The 17,842-nt window shown below is 55.0% G+C and carries 16 protein-coding genes; 5 read left to right on the forward strand and 11 right to left on the reverse strand.

The window, feature by feature from the left end:
- Position 1 precedes the first annotated feature (1 nt).
- From aceF to puuE, 5 genes are all read right to left on the reverse strand, one after another.
- A complete protein-coding gene (gene aceF, locus J7382_RS16670) occupies positions 2 to 1,255 on the reverse strand; it encodes a dihydrolipoyllysine-residue acetyltransferase (protein ID WP_209070138.1) in 1,254 nt (417 codons plus the stop codon).
- 24 nt (positions 1,256 to 1,279) lie between these two features.
- Positions 1,280 to 3,934, reverse strand: coding sequence for a pyruvate dehydrogenase (acetyl-transferring), homodimeric type (aceE, locus tag J7382_RS16675; protein ID WP_209070139.1), 2,655 nt, complete (start codon positions 3,932 to 3,934; stop codon positions 1,280 to 1,282).
- Positions 3,935 to 4,136: 202 nt separating this feature from the next.
- Positions 4,137 to 5,474, reverse strand: a complete 1,338-nt coding sequence (locus tag J7382_RS16680) for a nucleobase:cation symporter-2 family protein (protein WP_209070140.1) — start codon at positions 5,472 to 5,474, stop codon at positions 4,137 to 4,139.
- Between the two features lie 61 nt (positions 5,475 to 5,535).
- On the reverse strand, positions 5,536 to 6,048 hold the full coding sequence (locus tag J7382_RS16685; protein ID WP_209070141.1) for an ureidoglycolate lyase: 513 nt from the start codon (positions 6,046 to 6,048) through the stop codon (positions 5,536 to 5,538).
- On the reverse strand, positions 6,045 to 7,460 hold the full coding sequence (puuE, locus tag J7382_RS16690; protein ID WP_209070142.1) for an allantoinase PuuE: 1,416 nt from the start codon (positions 7,458 to 7,460) through the stop codon (positions 6,045 to 6,047). Before puuE ends, J7382_RS16685 begins: the two co-directional genes overlap by 4 nt.
- Positions 7,461 to 7,613: 153 nt before the next feature.
- On the opposite strand from puuE, the gene uraH reads away from it, so the two are divergent.
- Positions 7,614 to 7,970, forward strand: a complete 357-nt coding sequence (uraH, locus tag J7382_RS16695) for a hydroxyisourate hydrolase (protein WP_058240936.1) — start codon at positions 7,614 to 7,616, stop codon at positions 7,968 to 7,970.
- Positions 7,971 to 7,976: 6 nt separating this feature from the next.
- On the opposite strand, the gene J7382_RS16700 is transcribed toward uraH, so the two are convergent.
- Entirely contained in the window at positions 7,977 to 8,894 is a 918-nt protein-coding gene (locus tag J7382_RS16700) for a LysR family transcriptional regulator (protein WP_209070143.1), read from the reverse strand.
- Between the two features lie 114 nt (positions 8,895 to 9,008).
- Here J7382_RS16700 and J7382_RS16705 point away from each other — a divergent pair, with 114 nt between their 5' ends.
- From J7382_RS16705 to J7382_RS20235, 3 genes are all read left to right on the forward strand, one after another.
- A complete protein-coding gene (locus J7382_RS16705; protein ID WP_209070144.1) occupies positions 9,009 to 10,241 on the forward strand; it encodes a urate hydroxylase PuuD in 1,233 nt (410 codons plus the stop codon).
- A gap of 67 nt (positions 10,242 to 10,308) precedes the next feature.
- The gene (gene gph, locus J7382_RS16710) at positions 10,309 to 10,962 is read left to right on the forward strand and encodes a phosphoglycolate phosphatase (protein WP_209070145.1); all 654 of its coding nucleotides are present in this window, start codon (positions 10,309 to 10,311) and stop codon (positions 10,960 to 10,962) included.
- Positions 10,963 to 11,069: 107 nt separating this feature from the next.
- Positions 11,070 to 11,648, forward strand: a complete 579-nt coding sequence (locus tag J7382_RS20235) for a PA14 domain-containing protein (protein ID WP_209070146.1) — start codon at positions 11,070 to 11,072, stop codon at positions 11,646 to 11,648.
- A gap of 105 nt (positions 11,649 to 11,753) precedes the next feature.
- Here the strand turns inward: J7382_RS20235 and J7382_RS16720 are convergent, their stop codons facing one another.
- Both J7382_RS16720 and J7382_RS16725 read right to left on the reverse strand, forming a co-directional pair.
- Positions 11,754 to 12,428 carry a hypothetical protein gene (locus J7382_RS16720; RefSeq protein WP_209070147.1) on the reverse strand — a complete coding sequence of 225 codons (675 nt, stop codon included), beginning with the start codon at positions 12,426 to 12,428 and terminating at the stop codon, positions 11,754 to 11,756.
- Positions 12,429 to 12,471: 43 nt separating this feature from the next.
- Positions 12,472 to 13,218 (reverse strand): hypothetical protein, encoded by a 747-nt coding sequence (locus J7382_RS16725; RefSeq protein WP_209070148.1) that lies wholly within the window; start codon positions 13,216 to 13,218, stop codon positions 12,472 to 12,474.
- Between the two features lie 173 nt (positions 13,219 to 13,391).
- On the opposite strand from J7382_RS16725, the gene J7382_RS16730 reads away from it, so the two are divergent.
- Positions 13,392 to 14,270, forward strand: coding sequence for a WcbI family polysaccharide biosynthesis putative acetyltransferase (locus tag J7382_RS16730; RefSeq protein WP_209070149.1), 879 nt, complete (start codon positions 13,392 to 13,394; stop codon positions 14,268 to 14,270).
- A gap of 12 nt (positions 14,271 to 14,282) precedes the next feature.
- On the opposite strand, the gene J7382_RS16735 is transcribed toward J7382_RS16730, so the two are convergent.
- From J7382_RS16735 to parE, 3 genes are all read right to left on the reverse strand, one after another.
- A complete protein-coding gene (locus tag J7382_RS16735; RefSeq protein ID WP_209070150.1) occupies positions 14,283 to 14,696 on the reverse strand; it encodes a hypothetical protein in 414 nt (137 codons plus the stop codon).
- A gap of 200 nt (positions 14,697 to 14,896) precedes the next feature.
- Positions 14,897 to 15,868 (reverse strand): DUF3578 domain-containing protein, encoded by a 972-nt coding sequence (locus J7382_RS16740; protein ID WP_209070151.1) that lies wholly within the window; start codon positions 15,866 to 15,868, stop codon positions 14,897 to 14,899.
- 9 nt (positions 15,869 to 15,877) lie between these two features.
- Positions 15,878 to 17,836 (reverse strand): DNA topoisomerase IV subunit B, encoded by a 1,959-nt coding sequence (gene parE / locus J7382_RS16745; RefSeq protein WP_209070152.1) that lies wholly within the window; start codon positions 17,834 to 17,836, stop codon positions 15,878 to 15,880.
- Positions 17,837 to 17,842: the final 6 nt, after the last annotated feature.

Consider the following 17,842-nt stretch of genomic DNA (forward strand, 5'->3'; position numbering starts at 1 on the left):
CTTACCACATCAATTTACGCATATCGCCCAGCAGGGTCTTCAGCGTCACGGTGAAACGTGCGGCTAGAGCCCCATCAATGGCGCGGTGGTCATAGGACAGCGACAGCGGCTGCATCAGGCGTGGCACAAACTCTTCGCCATTCCAGACCGGTGCCATCTTGGAGCGGGTCAGGCCAAGGATCGCCACTTCTGGTGCGTTCACAATTGGGGTGAACGACGTGCCGCCAATGCCGCCGAGGCTGGAGATGGTGAAGGTTGCGCCCTGCATATCCGGGCCTTTCAGTTCGCCAGCGCGTGCTTTTCCGGACAAATCCATGAGATCTTTGGATATTTCCACAATGCCTTTGCGATCTGCATCTTTGATCACTGGCACCACAAGGCCGTTTGGCGTGTCGGCTGCAAAGCCGATGTTGTAGTAGTCTTTTTTGATCAGCTTGTCGCCATCGGGGTGGATCGACGAGTTCACTTCCCAGTGCTGCTTCAATGCCGACACGGATGCTTTGATTACAAAGGACAGCAAGGTCACGCGATAGCCGTCTTCTTTGGCCATCGTGTCCATTTCCTTGCGATACTTATCCAGCTCGGTGATGTCCGCTTCGTCATTGTGGGTGACGTGGGGAATGTTGAGCCAGCTGCGGTGCAGGGCAGGGCCGGATATCTTTTTGATCCGCGACATCTCCACATCTTCGACCGGGCCAAATTTGGAGAAGTCCACTGCCGGGATGGGGGGAATGCCCATGCCGCCCTGCGCTGCGCCAGCAGGCGCTGCGGATGCTGTGGTGGATTTCAGGAAGGCCGTGACGTCTTCGCGCAGGATACGTCCTTTGCGGCCTGTGCCGTTGACCTTGGCCAGATCCACATCCAGCTGACGCGCAAAAGCGCGCACAGACGGGGAGGCATGTGCCTTGCCAAATCCAGCGTCTGTAACAGCTGCCGGGGCAGGAGCAGGAGTCGCGGGTGCGGGCGCTGCAGTTGGTGCCACCGCCGGAGCTGCCTCAGCTTTTGGTGCTTGTGCCGCCTCTTCTGCTTGCAACAGAAGAACCAGAGAACCCTCAGAGACAGTGTCGCCCTCAGCCACTTTGATTTCTAGCACCTTGCCCGCAGCAGGAGAGGGCACCTCCATTGTGGCTTTGTCGCTTTCAACTTCGATCAAAGGGTCTTCGAGGGCAACCACATCGCCGGGGCTGACCAGAACAGAGACAACCGGCACATCTGAGAAATCGCCGATGTCGGGAACTTTTACTTCAACAGTCATTTGATTTTCCTCCTGAAATCCCGATCACACCAGGCGCGGGTTCGGCTTGGCGCCGTCGATGTCGTATTTGCTCAAGGCTGCCTCAAGATCTTTCTTGGTCACAGCGCCCTCACGGTAGAGATCCACCATCGCGGCTGCGGCGATGTGGTTGGCGTCCACCTCAAAGAAGCGACGCAGGTTCACACGGCTGTCAGAGCGTCCAAAGCCGTCTGTCCCCAGAACCGTGTAACGGCCCGGCACACAGGTGCGGATCTGCTCTGCATAGTTCTTCATATAGTCGGTCGCGGCGATCACCGGGCCTTTTGCCTTGGCAAGCTGCTCCGCAACAAAGGACACTTTTGGCTCTGCCAGTGGGTTCAGACGGTTGTGGCGGGCCACATCCTGACAATCCCGCGCTAGCTCGTTGAAGCTCGTCGCAGACCAGATTTCAGCGGTCACACCAAAGTCTTCCTTGAGCATGTCTGCGGCCTTCATGACCTGCACAAGAATGGTGCCAGAGCCCATCAGCGTTACATGCTTCTTGGTCGGTTTCTTGACCTCTTGGAAACGATAGAGACCTTTGATGATCTCGTCTTCCACACCCATTGGCATATCCGGGTGGACGTAGTTTTCGTTCATCAGTGTGAGATAGAAGAACACGTCTTCCTGATCTTCATACATGCGTTTCAGGCCATGCTGCACGATCACCGCAACCTCGTATTGGAAGGTTGGATCATAGCTGACGCAGTTCGGGATGGTGCCTGCGAGGATATGGCTGTGGCCGTCCTCATGTTGCAGACCTTCACCATTGAGCGTGGTCCGCCCTGCGGTGCCACCCAGCATAAAGCCGCGCGCCCGGCTGTCGCCGGCCGCCCAGGCCAGATCGCCGATCCGCTGGAAGCCAAACATGGAGTAGTAGATGAAGAAAGGGATCATCGGCACGCCATGGTTGGAATAAGACGTTGCCGCCGCAATCCAATCGGCCATGGCACCGGCCTCATTGATGCCTTCTTGCAGAACCTGACCAGAGATCGCTTCTTTGTAATACATCATCTGGTCGGCGTCTTCGGGCGTGTAGTTCTGCCCTTCAGGGTTATAAATCCCAACAGAACGGAACAGGCCTTCCATACCGAAGGTGCGGCTTTCGTCCGGTACGATTGGTACCACGTTTTTACCGATCTGCTTGTCCCGCAAGAGTGTGGTCAGGATACGCACAAAGGCCATGGTGGTGGAAATTTCACGTTCACCGGTACCTTTGAGCTGCGCGGCAAAATTATCAAGGGCCGGGATCTCCATCTTGGCGGATTTGGTTTCCCGTTTCGGGAACTCGCCGCCAAGTGCTTTACGACGATCTGCAAGATAGGCCTTTTGCGCGTTGTTGAGTTTCACAAACGGCGCTTTGGGCAGATCTTCGTCGCTCACAGGGATCTCAAACCGATCCCGGAAAGCCCGCAGTTGATCTTCCGCCATTTTTTTCTGTTGGTGGGTGGTGTTCTGGCCCTCGCCAGCACTGCCCATACCATAGCCTTTGACCGTTTTGATCAGTAGGCAGGTTGGCATGCCCTTGGTGTCTGTGGCGCGTTTGAATGCGGTGTAGACCTTCTGTGGGTCATGGCCGCCACGGCGCAGGGCGAAGATCTGTTCATCTGTCCAGTCTTTGACCAGTTCGGCGGTTTCAGGGTATTTGCCAAAGAAATGCTCGCGAATGTAGGCGCCATCTTTGGATTTGAAGGTCTGATAGTCACCGTCAACGGTTTCATCCATCAGCTGACGCAGCTTGCCGGAGGTGTCTTTCTCCAGCAACTCATCCCAGCCTTTGCCCCAAAGCAGCTTGATGACGTTCCAGCCGGCACCGCGAAAGTCGCCTTCGAGTTCCTGCACGATTTTGTGGTTGCCGCGTACCGGGCCATCCAGACGCTGCAGGTTGCAGTTCACCACAAAGATCAGGTTGTCGAGACCTTCGCGCACGGCAAGGTCAATCGCGCCACGGCTCTCTGGCTCGTCCATTTCGCCATCGCCGAGGAAGCACCAGACCTTGCGATCTGCCATGTCGATGAGGCCGCGGTTGTGCATGTATTTCATGAACCGGGCCTGATAGATCGCCATAAGAGGGCCTAGGCCCATGGAAACGGTTGGGAACTGCCAATAATCAGGCATCAACCAAGGGTGCGGGTAAGAGGAAAGGCCTTTGCCGTTCACTTCGGAGCGGAAGTTTTCCAGTTGTTCTTCGGTCAGGCGACCTTCCATAAAGGAGCGCGCGTAAATGCCCGGGATCACATGCCCTTGGAAGAACACGAGGTCACCACCATGGATGGCAGACTTGCTGCGCCAGAAATGGTTTAGCCCTATATCATACATCACGGCGGAAGAGGCGAAGGAGGCGATGTGGCCGCCATATTCGCTGCTCTCTTTATTGCGGCGCACCACTGTTGCCATCGCATTCCAACGGTTGATGGTGCGAATACGCCATTCCATATCCAAATCGCCAGGAAAGTCTTCCTGATCATCGGTTGGAATGGTGTTTTGGTAGGGGGTCGTCGCCGAGAAGGGGAGCGTCGCACCGGCCGCTCTGGCCTGTTGGACTGCTTTATCAAGCAAGTAGTGCGCTCTGTCCGGTCCGTCCCGTGCGATCACGTCCTCAATGGCGTCTTGCCACTCTTGGGATTCTACCGGGTCGATGTCTGGAAATTCATTCGCCATGCGGCGTCTCCTCCACTGAAATCCGCGTTTACCCCTTTATAGTTTAATATTAAACAAAAAGGCTAGGGCGTGAATTGCATGGGTCCCATGCGTCGGGTGCAGGGCTGGCGAGGAGGGCAATTTAGCTCAAGTGAGTGTGCAACTGGTCAAAAAAATAGGGGGCCGAGGGCCCCCTTTGAGAGTGTTCTATGCCTGTCGAAGATTAGCTGTCTTCTTGTGGCAGTAACAAATTTAGTACAATGGCGCAGAGCGCAGTTGGTGCCACCGCAGATGTCATAAGCGTTTTCACCACACCTGGCAGGTATTGCACGGCTGTTGGAACAAGATTGAGCCCGAGGCCAACTGCCAGAGAAACGGCAATAATTACCATGTTGCGGCGGTTCATCTCGACTTCGGTCAGGACATTCAAGCCTGCTGAGGCCACCATGCCAAACATCACGATGACCCCACCACCCAGAACAGGAAGTGGCATGGAGGCGATGACAGCACCGATTTTTGGCATCAAGCCACATAGGATCAGCACAAGCCCTCCAATCGTCACCACATGGCGGCTCATAACGCCGGTCATACCAACAATCCCAACGTTTTGAGAGAAGGAGGTGTTGGGCAAACCGCCAAAAACACCAGCGACAGCAGTGCCAAGGCCATCGGCATAGGTTGCCCCCTGAATTTCCGCGTCGGTTGCATCACGCCCTGCACCCGCTTTGGCTGTGGCGGAAGCATCGCCGACGGTTTCAATTGCTGAGACAACAGACACCAGCGTCACAGCAATGACGGCGCCAAAGCTGAATTCAAACCCGTATGGTAGGGGGGTGATGCCGGTAATCCATGAGGCTTTGCTGACGGCTGCAAAGCTCACCATCCCGAGTCCAAAGGCAAGCGCGTAGCCGGCTAACAGACCCACAAGAATGGCGGCGCTGGAGAGGGCCCCCTTTGTGTAGAATTTCAGCACTAAAGCCACCACAACCACAGTCAGAGCCACAGACCAGTGTTTCAGGGAGCCAAAGCTCTCAGCTTCCATCTGGAAAGACGCTGCGCCGCCTGCAGCATATTTTATTGCGACTGGGATCAGATAGAGACCAATGGCCAAAATTACGAGGCCGGTCACCAGTGGTGGAAAAAGCCACCGCAATTTTCCGATGACAGATCCCAAAGCAAAATGGACAATGCCGCCGATGATGCATGCGGTCAGTGCAACGCTCAGCCCCTGTGTCGCTGCGACGCCAGCCAACACGCCCACAAAGGCAAAGCTTGTCCCCTGCATAATCGGCAGGCGCGCACCGATGGGGCCGATGCCTACGGTTTGGAAAAGAGTCGCAATGCCTGCGAAAAGCATTGCCATCTGGATCAAGTAGATTTGCTCAGGTCCGCCAAAGGCCAGTCCTGCGGCACCTGCGACGATGATTGATGGCGTCACATTGGAGGCAAACATTGCCAAGACATGCTGAAACCCGAGAGGGATCGCTTGCCCCAATGGGGGAGTGATGTTCGGGTCTGAATAGGTCCCTTTGATTGGTGTCGTTGTAGCTGTATCAGCCATTTTCCTTCTCCTGTCGGTCGTTGCGCCCTGCTGTTTCTTTGAACAGCTTTAAGGCTTTTGATCAGGGGCCCCCTGATCTTTGCGTTTGATCCGACACGATTTCATAGGGTGTGTCGAACCAAAATTCTTCGAGGTTCGCGCCATCTCCAATGCGATCTACAACGGCAAAGAGGCCGGGCGCAGAGAGCGGCGTCAAAACGCCATGCCATGTGTTTTTGTGAAAGTTGATGCCCTGTCCTGGTACGGTAAGGAATGCTTGTGGTACTCCGGGTTGTCCGCCCAAATCTTCAGCAACAATGACCAGAAATGCATGTTCACTCATCGGTATAAAAGCTTGCGATCCCTCCGGGTGCCGTTCAACCATGTCGAGTGTGTAAGGGAGGTTGCGCGGGGTGGCGCTAAAGAGAGAAATGCCAGCGCGCCCTTTGGGACCAAAGTCCAACGTGGCCAGATCATGGTGCCGCCCGCACATGCCCTGGTTAATGATTTTATCCGCTGTGCCTTTCAGCGAGATAACGTCGCCAAAAGGTGCGAACAGCTCTTTGGTCAGATTGCGAACCTGAATTTGCGTCATGGCAGAACGTCCAGCAGACGGAACTCCGCGATGCGCTCTACCTGACGGCACGCCTCTGCAAACTCCACATCGCTGTCATTTGCGATACGTGTTTCAAAAGCCGCCATGATGGAAGCCTTGGTGTGATCCCGTACAGCGATGATGAATGGGAAACCATGTTTTGCGACATAATTGGAGTTGAGAGCGGTGAATTTTTCGCGTTCTGCGTCCGTCAGCATGTCCAAGCCTGCGCTCGCCTGTTCTGACGTGCTTTCGGTGGTTAAGCGCCCCGCAGCGGCCAGTTTTCCAGCCAAATCGGGGTGGGCCAGCAAAACGCCTAAGCGTTCTTCTTCACTGGCTGAGCGGAACATGCGGCAAAGCGCATTGTGAACACCTGCGGCACAATCATGGGCGGGGCCGAGTTCCAACTCAAACGCCCGCTCTGCAATCCATGGAGAGTGTTCGAAGATACAGCCAAAACGCTCGATAAACCGGGCTTTGTCCATTTGGCTTGGGCGCTCCATACGGGCAGCGGGGTGCGTTGTTTGCCAATGTTTGGCAATCTCCAGCCGTCGTGGCGTCCAGACGCCGTCAAAGCCTTGAATGTAGGAAATGAACTGTTTCAAAGCCGCGAGTTTTCCCGGGCGCCCCACAAGACGGCAATGCAACCCAATGGACATCATCTTGGGCGCGCCGTCTTCGCCTTCGGCATAGAGCACGTCAAAGGCATCCTTGAGGTAGGTGTAGAAATCCTGCCCGGTGACCCAGCCGGGGGCGGTGGCAAAGCGCATATCATTGGCTTCAAGCGTGTAGGGGATAATCAGTTGATCCCGATCCTCAACTTCCAGCCAATAAGGCAGATCGTCATCATAGGTGTCGGAAATATAGTCAAAGCCACCTTCTTCTGCGACCAGACGCACGGTGTTTTCAGAGCATCTGCCCGTATACCAACCTCTTGGGCGTTCACCGACCACTTCGGTATGTAATCGCACAGCTTCTGCGATGGCGGCGCGTTCTTCGGCTTCGGGCATATCTTTGTGTTCGACCCATTTGAGGCCGTGGCTGGCGATTTCCCAATCCGCGGCTTTCATGGCCGCGACTTGTTCGGGATTGCGGGCCAAGGCCTGTGCCACGCCATAGATCGTGACGGGAATATTGGCGCCAGTGAACAGTCGATGCAAGCGCCAGAAGCCCGCACGCGCGCCATATTCATAGATGGATTCCATATTCCAGTGGCGTTGTCCGGGCCATTGTGCCGCGCCGGGAATGTCGGACAGAAACGCTTCTGAGGCGGCGTCACCGTGCAGCACACAGTTTTCTGCACCTTCCTCATAGTTGAGCACAAATTGAACGGCGATTTTCGCACCATTTGGCCAGGCGGCATGCGGTGCATTGGGGCCGTAGCCCCGCATGTTGCGGACGTAACGTGTCACGTGAGTGGCTCCCTCGGAATTCTGTCATTATGTTCTATCTAAAGAAAATACGTAGGACTTTCTTTTTATTCATGAAAGAGTTGTTGGGACTGTGGCGCTGCTCAAACGGTATGCAGGCGCGTTAGAAAAAGACAAAATATGGAAGGACGCAACATGGCCGGATATTTGACAACCCATGTCTTGGACACCGCGCGAGGATTGCCCGCAGAGGGCATTCGTATTGAGCTTTATCGACTCACGGAAAACGCCCGCGACAAAATTGCCGAGACGGTCACCAACGACGATGGCCGAACTGATGCGCCGATTTTGCCCAAAGACGATTTTAAAACAGGATCTTATGAGTTGGTCTTCTATTGCGGTGACTATCTGCGCTCGACAGGGCAAGCAGGAGCTGCGCCTCTGTTTCTGGATGAGGTCCCCATCCGGTTCGGAATGGCGGATGCCGAGGCGCATTACCATGTACCGCTCTTGCTGTCGCCTTACGGGTACTCAACCTATCGCGGGAGCTAGGCTTCGTTAGGCAGGTTGGCTGGCAAGCAGGGCTGCTTGAACACGTGGGGCCATGAAGTCGATCAGGAGCCTTGTTTTCGGGTCCTGATGGCGTCGATGGGTATAGAGCAGCGCCATCTGGATGGGGATGGGTGGCGTTTCTTGAAGCACTGGCACCAAGGCGCCGGAAGAGAGGTGTTCGGCAATTTCAAAGGCCGGTTTGAGCGTGATCCCATATCCATCCAGCGCCCAATTTGTCAGCACATCGCCATCATCTGACTCAAATGGACCTTTGACGGCAAATCTTTGAAGACCGTCTTTGGTCTGAAGCGGCCATTGGAACTCTGGTGCGCCGGGGTAGCGCAGATTGAGACAGTCATGCGTACCATTGGTGAGCTCATCGGCAGAAACGGGCAGGCCGCGTTGCTTTATGTAGCCCGGGGAGGCGCACAGCAGGCGCGGACAGTCAGCAATCTTCTTGATGCGCAAAGTGCTGTCTTCTGGCACGCCAAGGAAAAACGCGACATCCAGACCTTCGGCCGTCAGATCCAGTTTGCGATCTGAGAGACGCAGTCGAAGGTCTATCAGAGGGAATTCTTTTTTAAATTCAGGTATAAGCGGCGCAATCAGTCGTCGCCCCACACCCAGCGGAGCTGCGATATGCAAAAGGCCTCGTGGGCTTTGTGTGATGGAGTTGACGGCGGCTTCCGCTTCATCAATCGCTTCCAAGATCTTGCAGGCTCCCTCGTAAAAGGTATTGCCCTGTTCTGTGGGGTTGAGCTGCCGCGTTGTGCGATGAAACAGTCGAACACTCAGATAATCCTCAAGCTGTGAAATACGTGAGGAGGCAACCGCGGCAGAAATGCGTTGATCGCGGGCGGCCGCAGACATGCTGCCCAGTTCGTAAACGCGCACAAATGTGCGGATATTGTCGATGTAGGACATGGTTTTGTCTTTAGCTATCTTCAGGATATTCTTGAAGCTGTTCGGAGTTTTTCACGATAGAGAAGAAAACCGAGGGACGCTAGCGTGCGACAGCAACTAAAATGAGAGATAGCTATGAATGAATTTGCAATCATGTGGGATTGGATGGCCTTTGCGGTGCGTTGGCTGCATGTGATTACGGCAATCGCATGGATTGGGTCTTCATTCTATTTCATTGCCTTGGATCTCGGTCTGCGCAAAGCCCCGAACCTGCCAGTTGGGGCGCATGGCGAGGAGTGGCAGGTGCATGGAGGTGGGTTCTACCACATCCGCAAATTTCTTGTGGCACCTGAAGCGATGCCTGAGCATCTGACGTGGTTCAAATGGGAAAGCTACTCGACGTGGCTCAGCGGAGCTGCGCTGTTGATGGTCGTCTATTGGGCAGGCGGAGAGCTTTATCTGATTGATCAGAACAAGGCGGAGTTGGCGCTTTGGCAAGGGATCCTCATTTCGGCGCTTTCCCTCAGCATTGGCTGGCTTGTCTATGATTTCCTTTGCAAATCTCCACTAGGCGAGTACCCGACCATCTTGATGGTTTTGCTGTTTGGGCTGCTGGTAGCAATGGGCTGGGGCTACAATCAAATTTTCACCGGTCGCGCCATGATGCTGCACCTTGGCGCATTCACCGCAACCATTATGACCGCAAATGTGTTTTTCATTATTATGCCGAACCAGCGCATTGTGGTGAAAGACTTGCAGGAAGGGCGCACACCTGATCCCAAGTATGGCAAGATCGCGAAGTTGCGTTCCACCCATAACAACTATCTGACCCTGCCTGTGGTTTTCCTAATGTTGTCAAACCACTATCCTTTGGCTTTTGCCACCGAATACAATTGGCTCATTGCGGCGCTGGTGTTTCTGATGGGCGTCACCATCAGGCATTTTTTCAACACGATGCATGCACATAACAAACCTCCGTATTGGACATGGTTGGTGACGGCTATCCTGTTTATCCTCATTATGTGGCTGTCGACTGCGCCGCTGTCCCAAAGTGATCCTGAGGCCGAAGAGGCGCGCGCCATGACCGCCTCTGAGCAGATGTTTGCAGAGGCGGAAGGGTTTGAAAATGTGACAGATATTGTCCTGGGCAGGTGCTCCATGTGCCATGCGCGCGAGCCTGGCTATGACGGGATCCATCGTGCACCGAAGAATGTTCTGCTTGAAACCCCAACCGAGATCGCCGCTGCGGCTCGCGCGATTTATTTGCACTCTGGCGTGAGCGAGGCGATGCCCCCTGCAAATGTCAGTTGGATGGAGCCAGAAGAACGGCGTGCCATCGTGGCTTGGTTCAAGGACGCGAGCAGCTGATTGGGCTGCCTTGCCATTTCTACAGAAGGTTGCTCTTGTGCCTTTGAGAAAATCAAGGGAATGCAGAATGCTGAAGATGGTTGTTTTTGATCTGGATGGCACATTGGTGGACAGTGCCGCAGACATACAGGTCTCCGTCAATCAGATGCTTAAGGAAGAGGCTTTGCCACCTCTGGATCTTACTACGATAATTTCTTTTGTTGGTAATGGTTTACCTACGCTTGTTGAGCGTGTGATTGCACATTGTGGCCTTGAAGTGAGTGATCTTCAGAGGTTAACACTGCGTGTTTTTGAGATTTACAGCACTTCTGATTACACGCACACGACGGTCTATGATGGCGTCGTTGCAACCTTGCAGGATTTGAAAAACCGCGGGATTGCACTCGCCGTTTGTACCAACAAACCAGAGGTTCCAGCGCGCCACGTGCTTCAAACGACTGGATTGGAAAGATTTTTTGATATCGTGGTCGGGGGCGATACGCTTCCCGTAAGAAAACCCGATCCATTGCCTCTCACAACTGCAGTGGGGGAAATTTCCATGGCGGATGTTCTTTATGTTGGGGATAGTGAAGTTGACGCGCAAACCGCAGTCGGTGCAGGTGCGAAGTTTGCTTTGTTTACGGAAGGTTACAGAAAGTCCGCTGTATCAGAGATTCCACATGATTTTGCGTTTTCGAACTGGCGCGATTTTTGCAAAGTGGCAGGCAGTTCGCTTTGTTAATTTGTCTGTTTGCGAGGCAATTGATGCGTTTTGGAACTGTTACTTGCCCTGCTCAAACTATGCTTCTAGGCTGATTTTGAAGGAATAATTTTGAGGGGGAACTCAAAGTGAAGTCACTTTTGGGCAAGATCTTGGCGGCTGCTGCATTGTTTGTTGGCACAACAGCTTCTGCGGAGATCATTAATCTGACACCAGCCGATCCACAGCCGACCGGGCTTAAACAAGGGCTGTCCGTGGTCTATGCGGTCAATGATCGGAAGGTGCGTACTCTGGGGCCAGCAAAGCGCCGCATTGAGCGCTTTGGCGAGCCCGGTAAGCCTTTGGCTGGGTTGAATTATCCGGATAAAGGGAAAGATGCGGAAGTTCTGACTTCAGGGCGATCCTCATTAGTGTCTGCTATGGTGAATGGCTACATCAAATTTCCGGCTGCGGGCACCTATGGGGTTGAGTTCTATACAAATGACGGTGCTCAGATCTGGATCAGCGGACAAACCGTTGGAAAACTGGATAAAGTTACCGCTTGTGCAAGCGCAGGTCGACCTCAGGTAAACGTGCCGAAAGCGGGCTGGTATGACATTCAGGTGTTGTATTTCCAGAAGGAAGGTACGGCCTGTTTCGAAAGCGAATGGACACCACCGGGTGGTACGCGTCAGCTGATCCCGGACAGTGCATTCGGGTATAAATGAAAAGGGGGGCAATGGCCCCCTTTTTTACGCGCTGTTTATCGTCTGTATCGCGTCAGTATTGCATCGGTATCACGTTTGTTTTTGTCGGTGAAAAAACCGACAAAACTAACGGCAGATACCCTCGATCTTCACGCCATCCCACGGCAGGGTGACGGCATGAACCTGAGGCAAGTCGTCCACTGGGAAATGGTCGTCGAGCAAGTTGCGCAGGCGGTCTGTGCGGGGCGCTTTAGGATCAAGCAACGCGCAGCAGAGGTATTCTTCGACAACAGCTGCCTGCTGTTCATAGCCGTAGTCCAGAAACGTTTCGGCGGATGACTCCTCGAATTGATAAGGGTCGACGCCGCGCTTGTGTTCCTGAGCTGCCCGCCATGGAGTATATCCTGTGACGTCTCGGTGTTGCCATTGCCAGACGTGTGTCATCTCATGGGCAAAGAACAATGCGGCGCTCATATGAAGCTTTTCCGGATACTCTGGCAGATAGTCGGGCAGGGACCAGCCTTCTGAGGTGAAGAGTTTGTTGAAAAGCACAACTCCTGCGGCAGAGGCCGTGATGGTTTCTTCTTTGGGCTCCGGGTTGATCCGCTCTCGACAGGCGAGGCGGGGACGTTTCTGATAGGTGAAAGTGGCGACGCCAAGCGGCGCGTTTCGACTGATGCGGATCGGAGACGTATTCAGCGACTCGCCTTGGACGTCGGCGATGAAGGCTTTCTCGCCTTCCGTGAGACTGCGGCCGCAGGAGATCAGAGCGAGTGAGAGAACAAAGGGCCAGATGCGCATGTCACGACGTTAGCAGCCCCTTTTTTGTGAACAAGGTGAGAAATCACACCAGCCCGTCAATTGTACGTCCAAGACGGAATGGCGCGGCAAAGGCCACGAGGCAAACAGCAATACACTGTAAAATGAGAAGGGCACGGCCCGATTGAAGGACGTCCCATGCTCTACGCAGGCTCTCGATCTCAGCGATGAGTGCGTCATAGGTCAAGGCCAGAACCCGATAGTCTGCCGCAATTTCCGGACGGGTGGGTTCCAGATGTTCCAGCGCCATCACTGTTGGCACGTCGCGTGTGTCGAATGCGATAAACTCTGCGGCCTCCAGCTCGGCAGCCGCCTTTTCCATCGCAGCACGTTCACGCGCCCGACCAAAGAGCAGTGTGAACCCCTCAAGAGGCGCCGTGCGCTCGGTAACAGAGACAAAAAGCGGCAAGGCGGTGTTGCCTGCGGAGCTGGCGGAAAGATACTCCACCTTGTCGCAGAGCTTGATCAAATCCGCGTCTTTGGATCCCACGCAGTAGCGCAGGCGGAAGCGGGCGGCATCAGCATCAAAGGCGCGGCTGGCGGTATAGGCCACGGTCACCTGACGATTGAGGGCGGTGCTATCATCCTGATAGATCCCGACAGCAATGGCGACAACCGCGCCAAGCCCCCCGAGGGCCACCCAAATGACATCGGCGACCTCCCATGCCTTTGAGCGATGGGCAAACTTGAACAGCAGCAGCGCACCGATGCAGCCAATAGCAAAGCACAGCAGGATCAGAGGCAGTTGATAGAGGTTGATGAAGTCGACCATGGCATGAACCTAGCATCTAAGGGGTGTAACAGGGATCACAGGTGGGTCAGCGTTGGGTCCTGGGGCAGCCTTCGCGCTTCGCGTCTTTCCTTGCGGCTTTGGCTTCCGTATAGATTGACCTAATTGCAGGCTTAAGTCGCTTTCGGGCGCGGGTATTTGAATTGAGGTTGGATATGATAAAGTTATTGTCGATCACCAATTGTCAGGGGCCAGCGCTGTTCTGGCGTTTTCTTAAGCCTGGGGCAGCTGATTTTGATGCGCGGTTTCATTTTTTGCGCCCAATTCAGGTGCATTTGCTGACCGCTCAAGATGCCGAGAATGCGGCCAAGGTCATTGATGAGGCAGATGTCATTGTGGCGCAGCCCATCGTGCGCTCACCCGTAGATGCGGTCAAGTACGACAATCTTAAAGCGCTCTGTGCCACGCAGGGAAAACAGCTTTTTACCATCCCTGCATTGCATTTCTCCGGGCAGTTCGCGTTGGAGCGCACATGTGTCTGGGACAATGCCTACCCATTTGGGCGGACCGAAGATGAAGCTCTGGTGCGGCTGTTTGCGGCAGGGGCTTCAGTGGAAGAGGCCGCGCGGTTCTATCATGAAGAGCCTCTTATGAGCCGTGCAGAGCTGTTGGCGCAGATGGACCGTGCGGTGAATGAGTTTCGCACGCGCGAAGAGCGCTTTGACTATGATATCGCCATGTCTGGATTTTACAGCGACAACTGGCGCAAGGCGCGGCTGCATCATGTGAAAGCGCATCCGACGGCCTATGTTTATCGTGATCTATCGGTCAAAGTGGCCGAAATGCTTGGATTGAATGATTTTGATCTGGCCCGTGCAGAGGGGGCTGTGGGCAACAATCAATTTGAACTGCCACTGAAGCGTTGGGTGATGGACGCCCTCGATATGGAGTTTGAGCAGCGCGATGATGTGGCGCTGTTTCACAATGAGGCCATTCCATTCACGCAGCTGATCGAGACGCTCTGGCAGTATTATGAAACGCAGGGACGCGAGGCTGTGGAGCAGTCTCTGCCACAGGGAATTCTCAACATCTGACAGGGCTGCGCCTTATCGTGGTGTGGTCACCAGCCGTTCCCCCGCCATGCACTCGCCGAAGTGATAGTCATAAAATTGCTGATCCTGCGCCGCGCCAGCTTCTGAGCCGATGGCGGCGCCGATCATGCCAAAGGCCTCGGCCTGTTTGCGATCGCGTGTCCCGATGTAGCCAAGCCCCTCGCCAAGGTTGGTGCCGGTACGGCTGCCTTGCTCTGTGCCGCGCATGCCGCTGGCGGCGCGGGCGTATTGATCACAGAAGATCTCGGTGCGCGGTTGATCTTGCGGCCATTGGTGCAGGTCCGGCGTCTGGCGTTTGGGAGACGCAGGGTGGGAGAGGTGGTTGTTCTGATAGCGTTCACTGTCCGCGCGGGCCTGTGCGAGGACAGAGGTGGGGAGCATGAGGGCGAGGATGAGGATCAGGCGCATGTGGCGGAGTTTGGCAGGGGGGCGGTGCAGGAGCAAGCCGTAGGGTGCGCATTTATGCGCACCGGTTTGGGGGTGTTTGTGGGGGCGGTGCGCAGTGAATGCGCACCCTACGCAGGAATGCAGAGCATTCCGCCGCGTCCGACCGTCCCCCATGGGAGGGCGCATTCCGCACCCACCCTCGGGTCAGGCGCGGCGAGAGCTTACCAGTCAAGTTGACTAGCGTGAACGAACCGGATGCTCTGCTTAAGAGCTTCCAAATCGGAAGCGTCGCTTTGCTTATGAATAACCCGATGGCATGTTGGACATAATACTAGAAAATCCTCGGGCAATTTGTATCGACGTGTTTCACCTTCAGCGAGTTCTCTTATGGGCTTCGCATGGTGGACATCCAGTGGAGTGTTTTTTAAAAGGCCACTAAAATTGTAATGGACCTGAGGGTTTAGCCCGCAACCTTCACAAATGGCCCCACGTGCTTTCAATACTTTGATGCGTACATTTTTCGCGCGTTCGATGCGTCTCGACAAAATGTACTTTCTTGTTTCTTCGATGTCGGTCGAGCCGGCTTCTTCCATCATTGACTCAACAGGAGTGCGGCCACCTCGATCAACAAGTGCTCGATATGCCTCCAACATGTTTTCCAAGTCGTTGTAGAAACCGTCAGCATCGATTGAATTAGCGTTGTAAACGCGCCCAAAGGCATGACCAGCTTGGTAACCTGCCGGAAGTTTCGCGTCGGTTCCTAGATCTATTGGAGCAATGTCGAATTTATTGGCGTAGTCGGCAACTCTGTCAGTCATTTCAGAGGCTCTCCGAGCGAGGATTTTTCTGCCTCGTTCGTTTTCACCAAATTCTTCATATACTTCTGTCGTTCCCTGGTTCAGGGACAGAACAATTTCCTCAGTCTGTGGATTTATGAGGTAAACTACATAGAACCCGCGTGTAGCTGTGTCGGTAATTATCGGGTCAAAGAATGCTAGCCAGGGCACTGATGCCCATTGCGACTGACCAACACTAGCTTTCAGTTCTAGATCGTAAGGAAGGAAAATCGTTCTTTTCCTCGCCTCAACAGCGAGATCATGCCTTATGAAGTCCGCAAATTCGCTTCCAGCAAACCTTTTTGCGCGTTCAAATACATACTCTTTGGCTAAACGCGCCAAGTATTCATGAAGCATAACTAGCGCTCAAACATCCAGCTCCTCCACAAACCGCGCATTCTCCTGAATGTACTGGAAGCGTTTCTCGGGCTTTTTGCCCATCAGATCGCCCACCAGCGCGTCGGTTTCGCCGGGTTCATCCTCGTCAATCGTCACGCGGATCAGCTTGCGGGAGTTCGGGTCCATCGTGGTCTCTTTAAGGTCTTTGGCGTCCATTTCCCCAAGACCTTTGAAGCGGCTGACGTCGATGCGCCCTTTGCCGCCGAGGCCTTTTTCCAGCCACATGTCTTTTTCCGCTTCATCCACGCAGTAGACGCGTTTGGCGCCTTGGGTGAGGCGGAAGAGCGGGGGGCATGCCATGTAGAGGTGACCCGCGTCGATCATCGGGCGCATTTGGGTGTAGAAGAATGTCATCAGCAGCGCGGCGATGTGGGCGCCGTCCACATCTGCGTCGGTCATGATGATGATCTTGTCATAACGCAGATCGTCGACGTTGAATTTGGTGCCAAGCCCGACGCCAAGCGCCTGTGTCAGGTCGTTGATTTCCTGATTGGTGCCGATTTTGGAGCTGGCCGCGCCAAGCACGTTCAGGATTTTGCCGCGCAGGGGCAGCAGGGCCTGTTTCTTGCGGTCGCGCGCCATTTTGGCAGAGCCGCCCGCGGAGTCACCCTCAACGATGAAGAGCTCGGTGCCCTCGCGGTTGGTGGCCGAACAATCCACCAGCTTGCCGGGCAGGCGCAGCTTTTTGGTGGCGGTTTTGCGGGCGGTCTCTTTCTCTTGACGGCGACGGAGCCGCTCTTCGGCGCGCAGCACGAGGAAATCGAGGATCGCACCGGCGGATTTGGTGTCGGCGGCGAGCCAGTTGTCAAAGTGGTCGCGCACGGCGTTTTCCACAAGACGCTGGGCCTCAACCGTGGCGAGGCGGTCTTTGGTCTGTCCGACAAATTCCGGCTCGCGGATGAAACAGGAGACCAGCGCGCAGCCTCCCGTAATGAGATCGTCGCGGGTGATCTGGGCGGCCTTTTTGTTGTTCACCAGCTCGCCATAAGCCTTGATGCCTTTGAGCACGGCGGCCCAGAAGCCCGACACATGCGTGCCGCCTTCTGGCGTGGGGACGGTGTTACAGTAAGACTGGATGAAGCCATCGCGCGATGGGGTCCAGTTGATGGCCCATTCGACCTTGCCCGGCGTGTTGAACCGCTCCTGAAAATCCACGGTGCCTGCAAAAGGCTGCTCGGCGTAGGTGGTCGCCTTGTCCATGGTTTCTTTGAGGTAGTCCGACAGACCGCCGGGGAAGTGGAAGGTGGCCTCTGTCGGGGTTTCGCCATCGTCGATATGGGTTTTCCAACGGATCTCAACGCCGGAAAATAGATAAGCTTTGGAGCGTATCGACTTGAAAAGACGAGCAGGTTTGAAACGGTGGGAGCCAAAGATCTGCTCATCCGCGTGAAAAGTCACGGTTGTGCCACGGCGGTTGGGGGCCGCACCGATTTTCTCGACTTTGCCTTGCGGAATGCCACGAGAGAAACGCTGCTCATACAGCTCTTTGTTGCGTGCAACCTGCACAACCATCAAATCGGAAAGCGCATTCACCACGGAGGCACCCACGCCGTGCAGACCGCCCGAGGTCTGATAGGCTTTGCCAGAGAACTTGCCGCCCGCGTGCAGGGTGCAGAGAATGACCTCCAGCGCAGACTTGTCTGGGAACTTGGGGTGGGGATCTACTGGGATGCCGCGCCCGTTGTCGCGCACCGTCAGGGAATAGTCCTCATGCAGCTCGACCTCAATGCGATTGGCGTGGCCTGCCACGGCCTCGTCCATCGAGTTGTCGAGGATCTCAGCGACCATGTGGTGCAGCGCGCGCTCATCGGTGCCGCCGATATACATGCCCGGACGTTTTCGGACAGGTTCCAGCCCCTCAAGGACTTCAATGGAAGAGGCGTCGTAATCGGTCGGCTGGGTTTCGGCCAGAAGGTCGTTGGGCATTCGCGG

The organism is Shimia sp. R11_0, from assembly GCF_017744035.1.
GTDB lineage: Bacteria > Pseudomonadota > Alphaproteobacteria > Rhodobacterales > Rhodobacteraceae > Shimia > Shimia marina.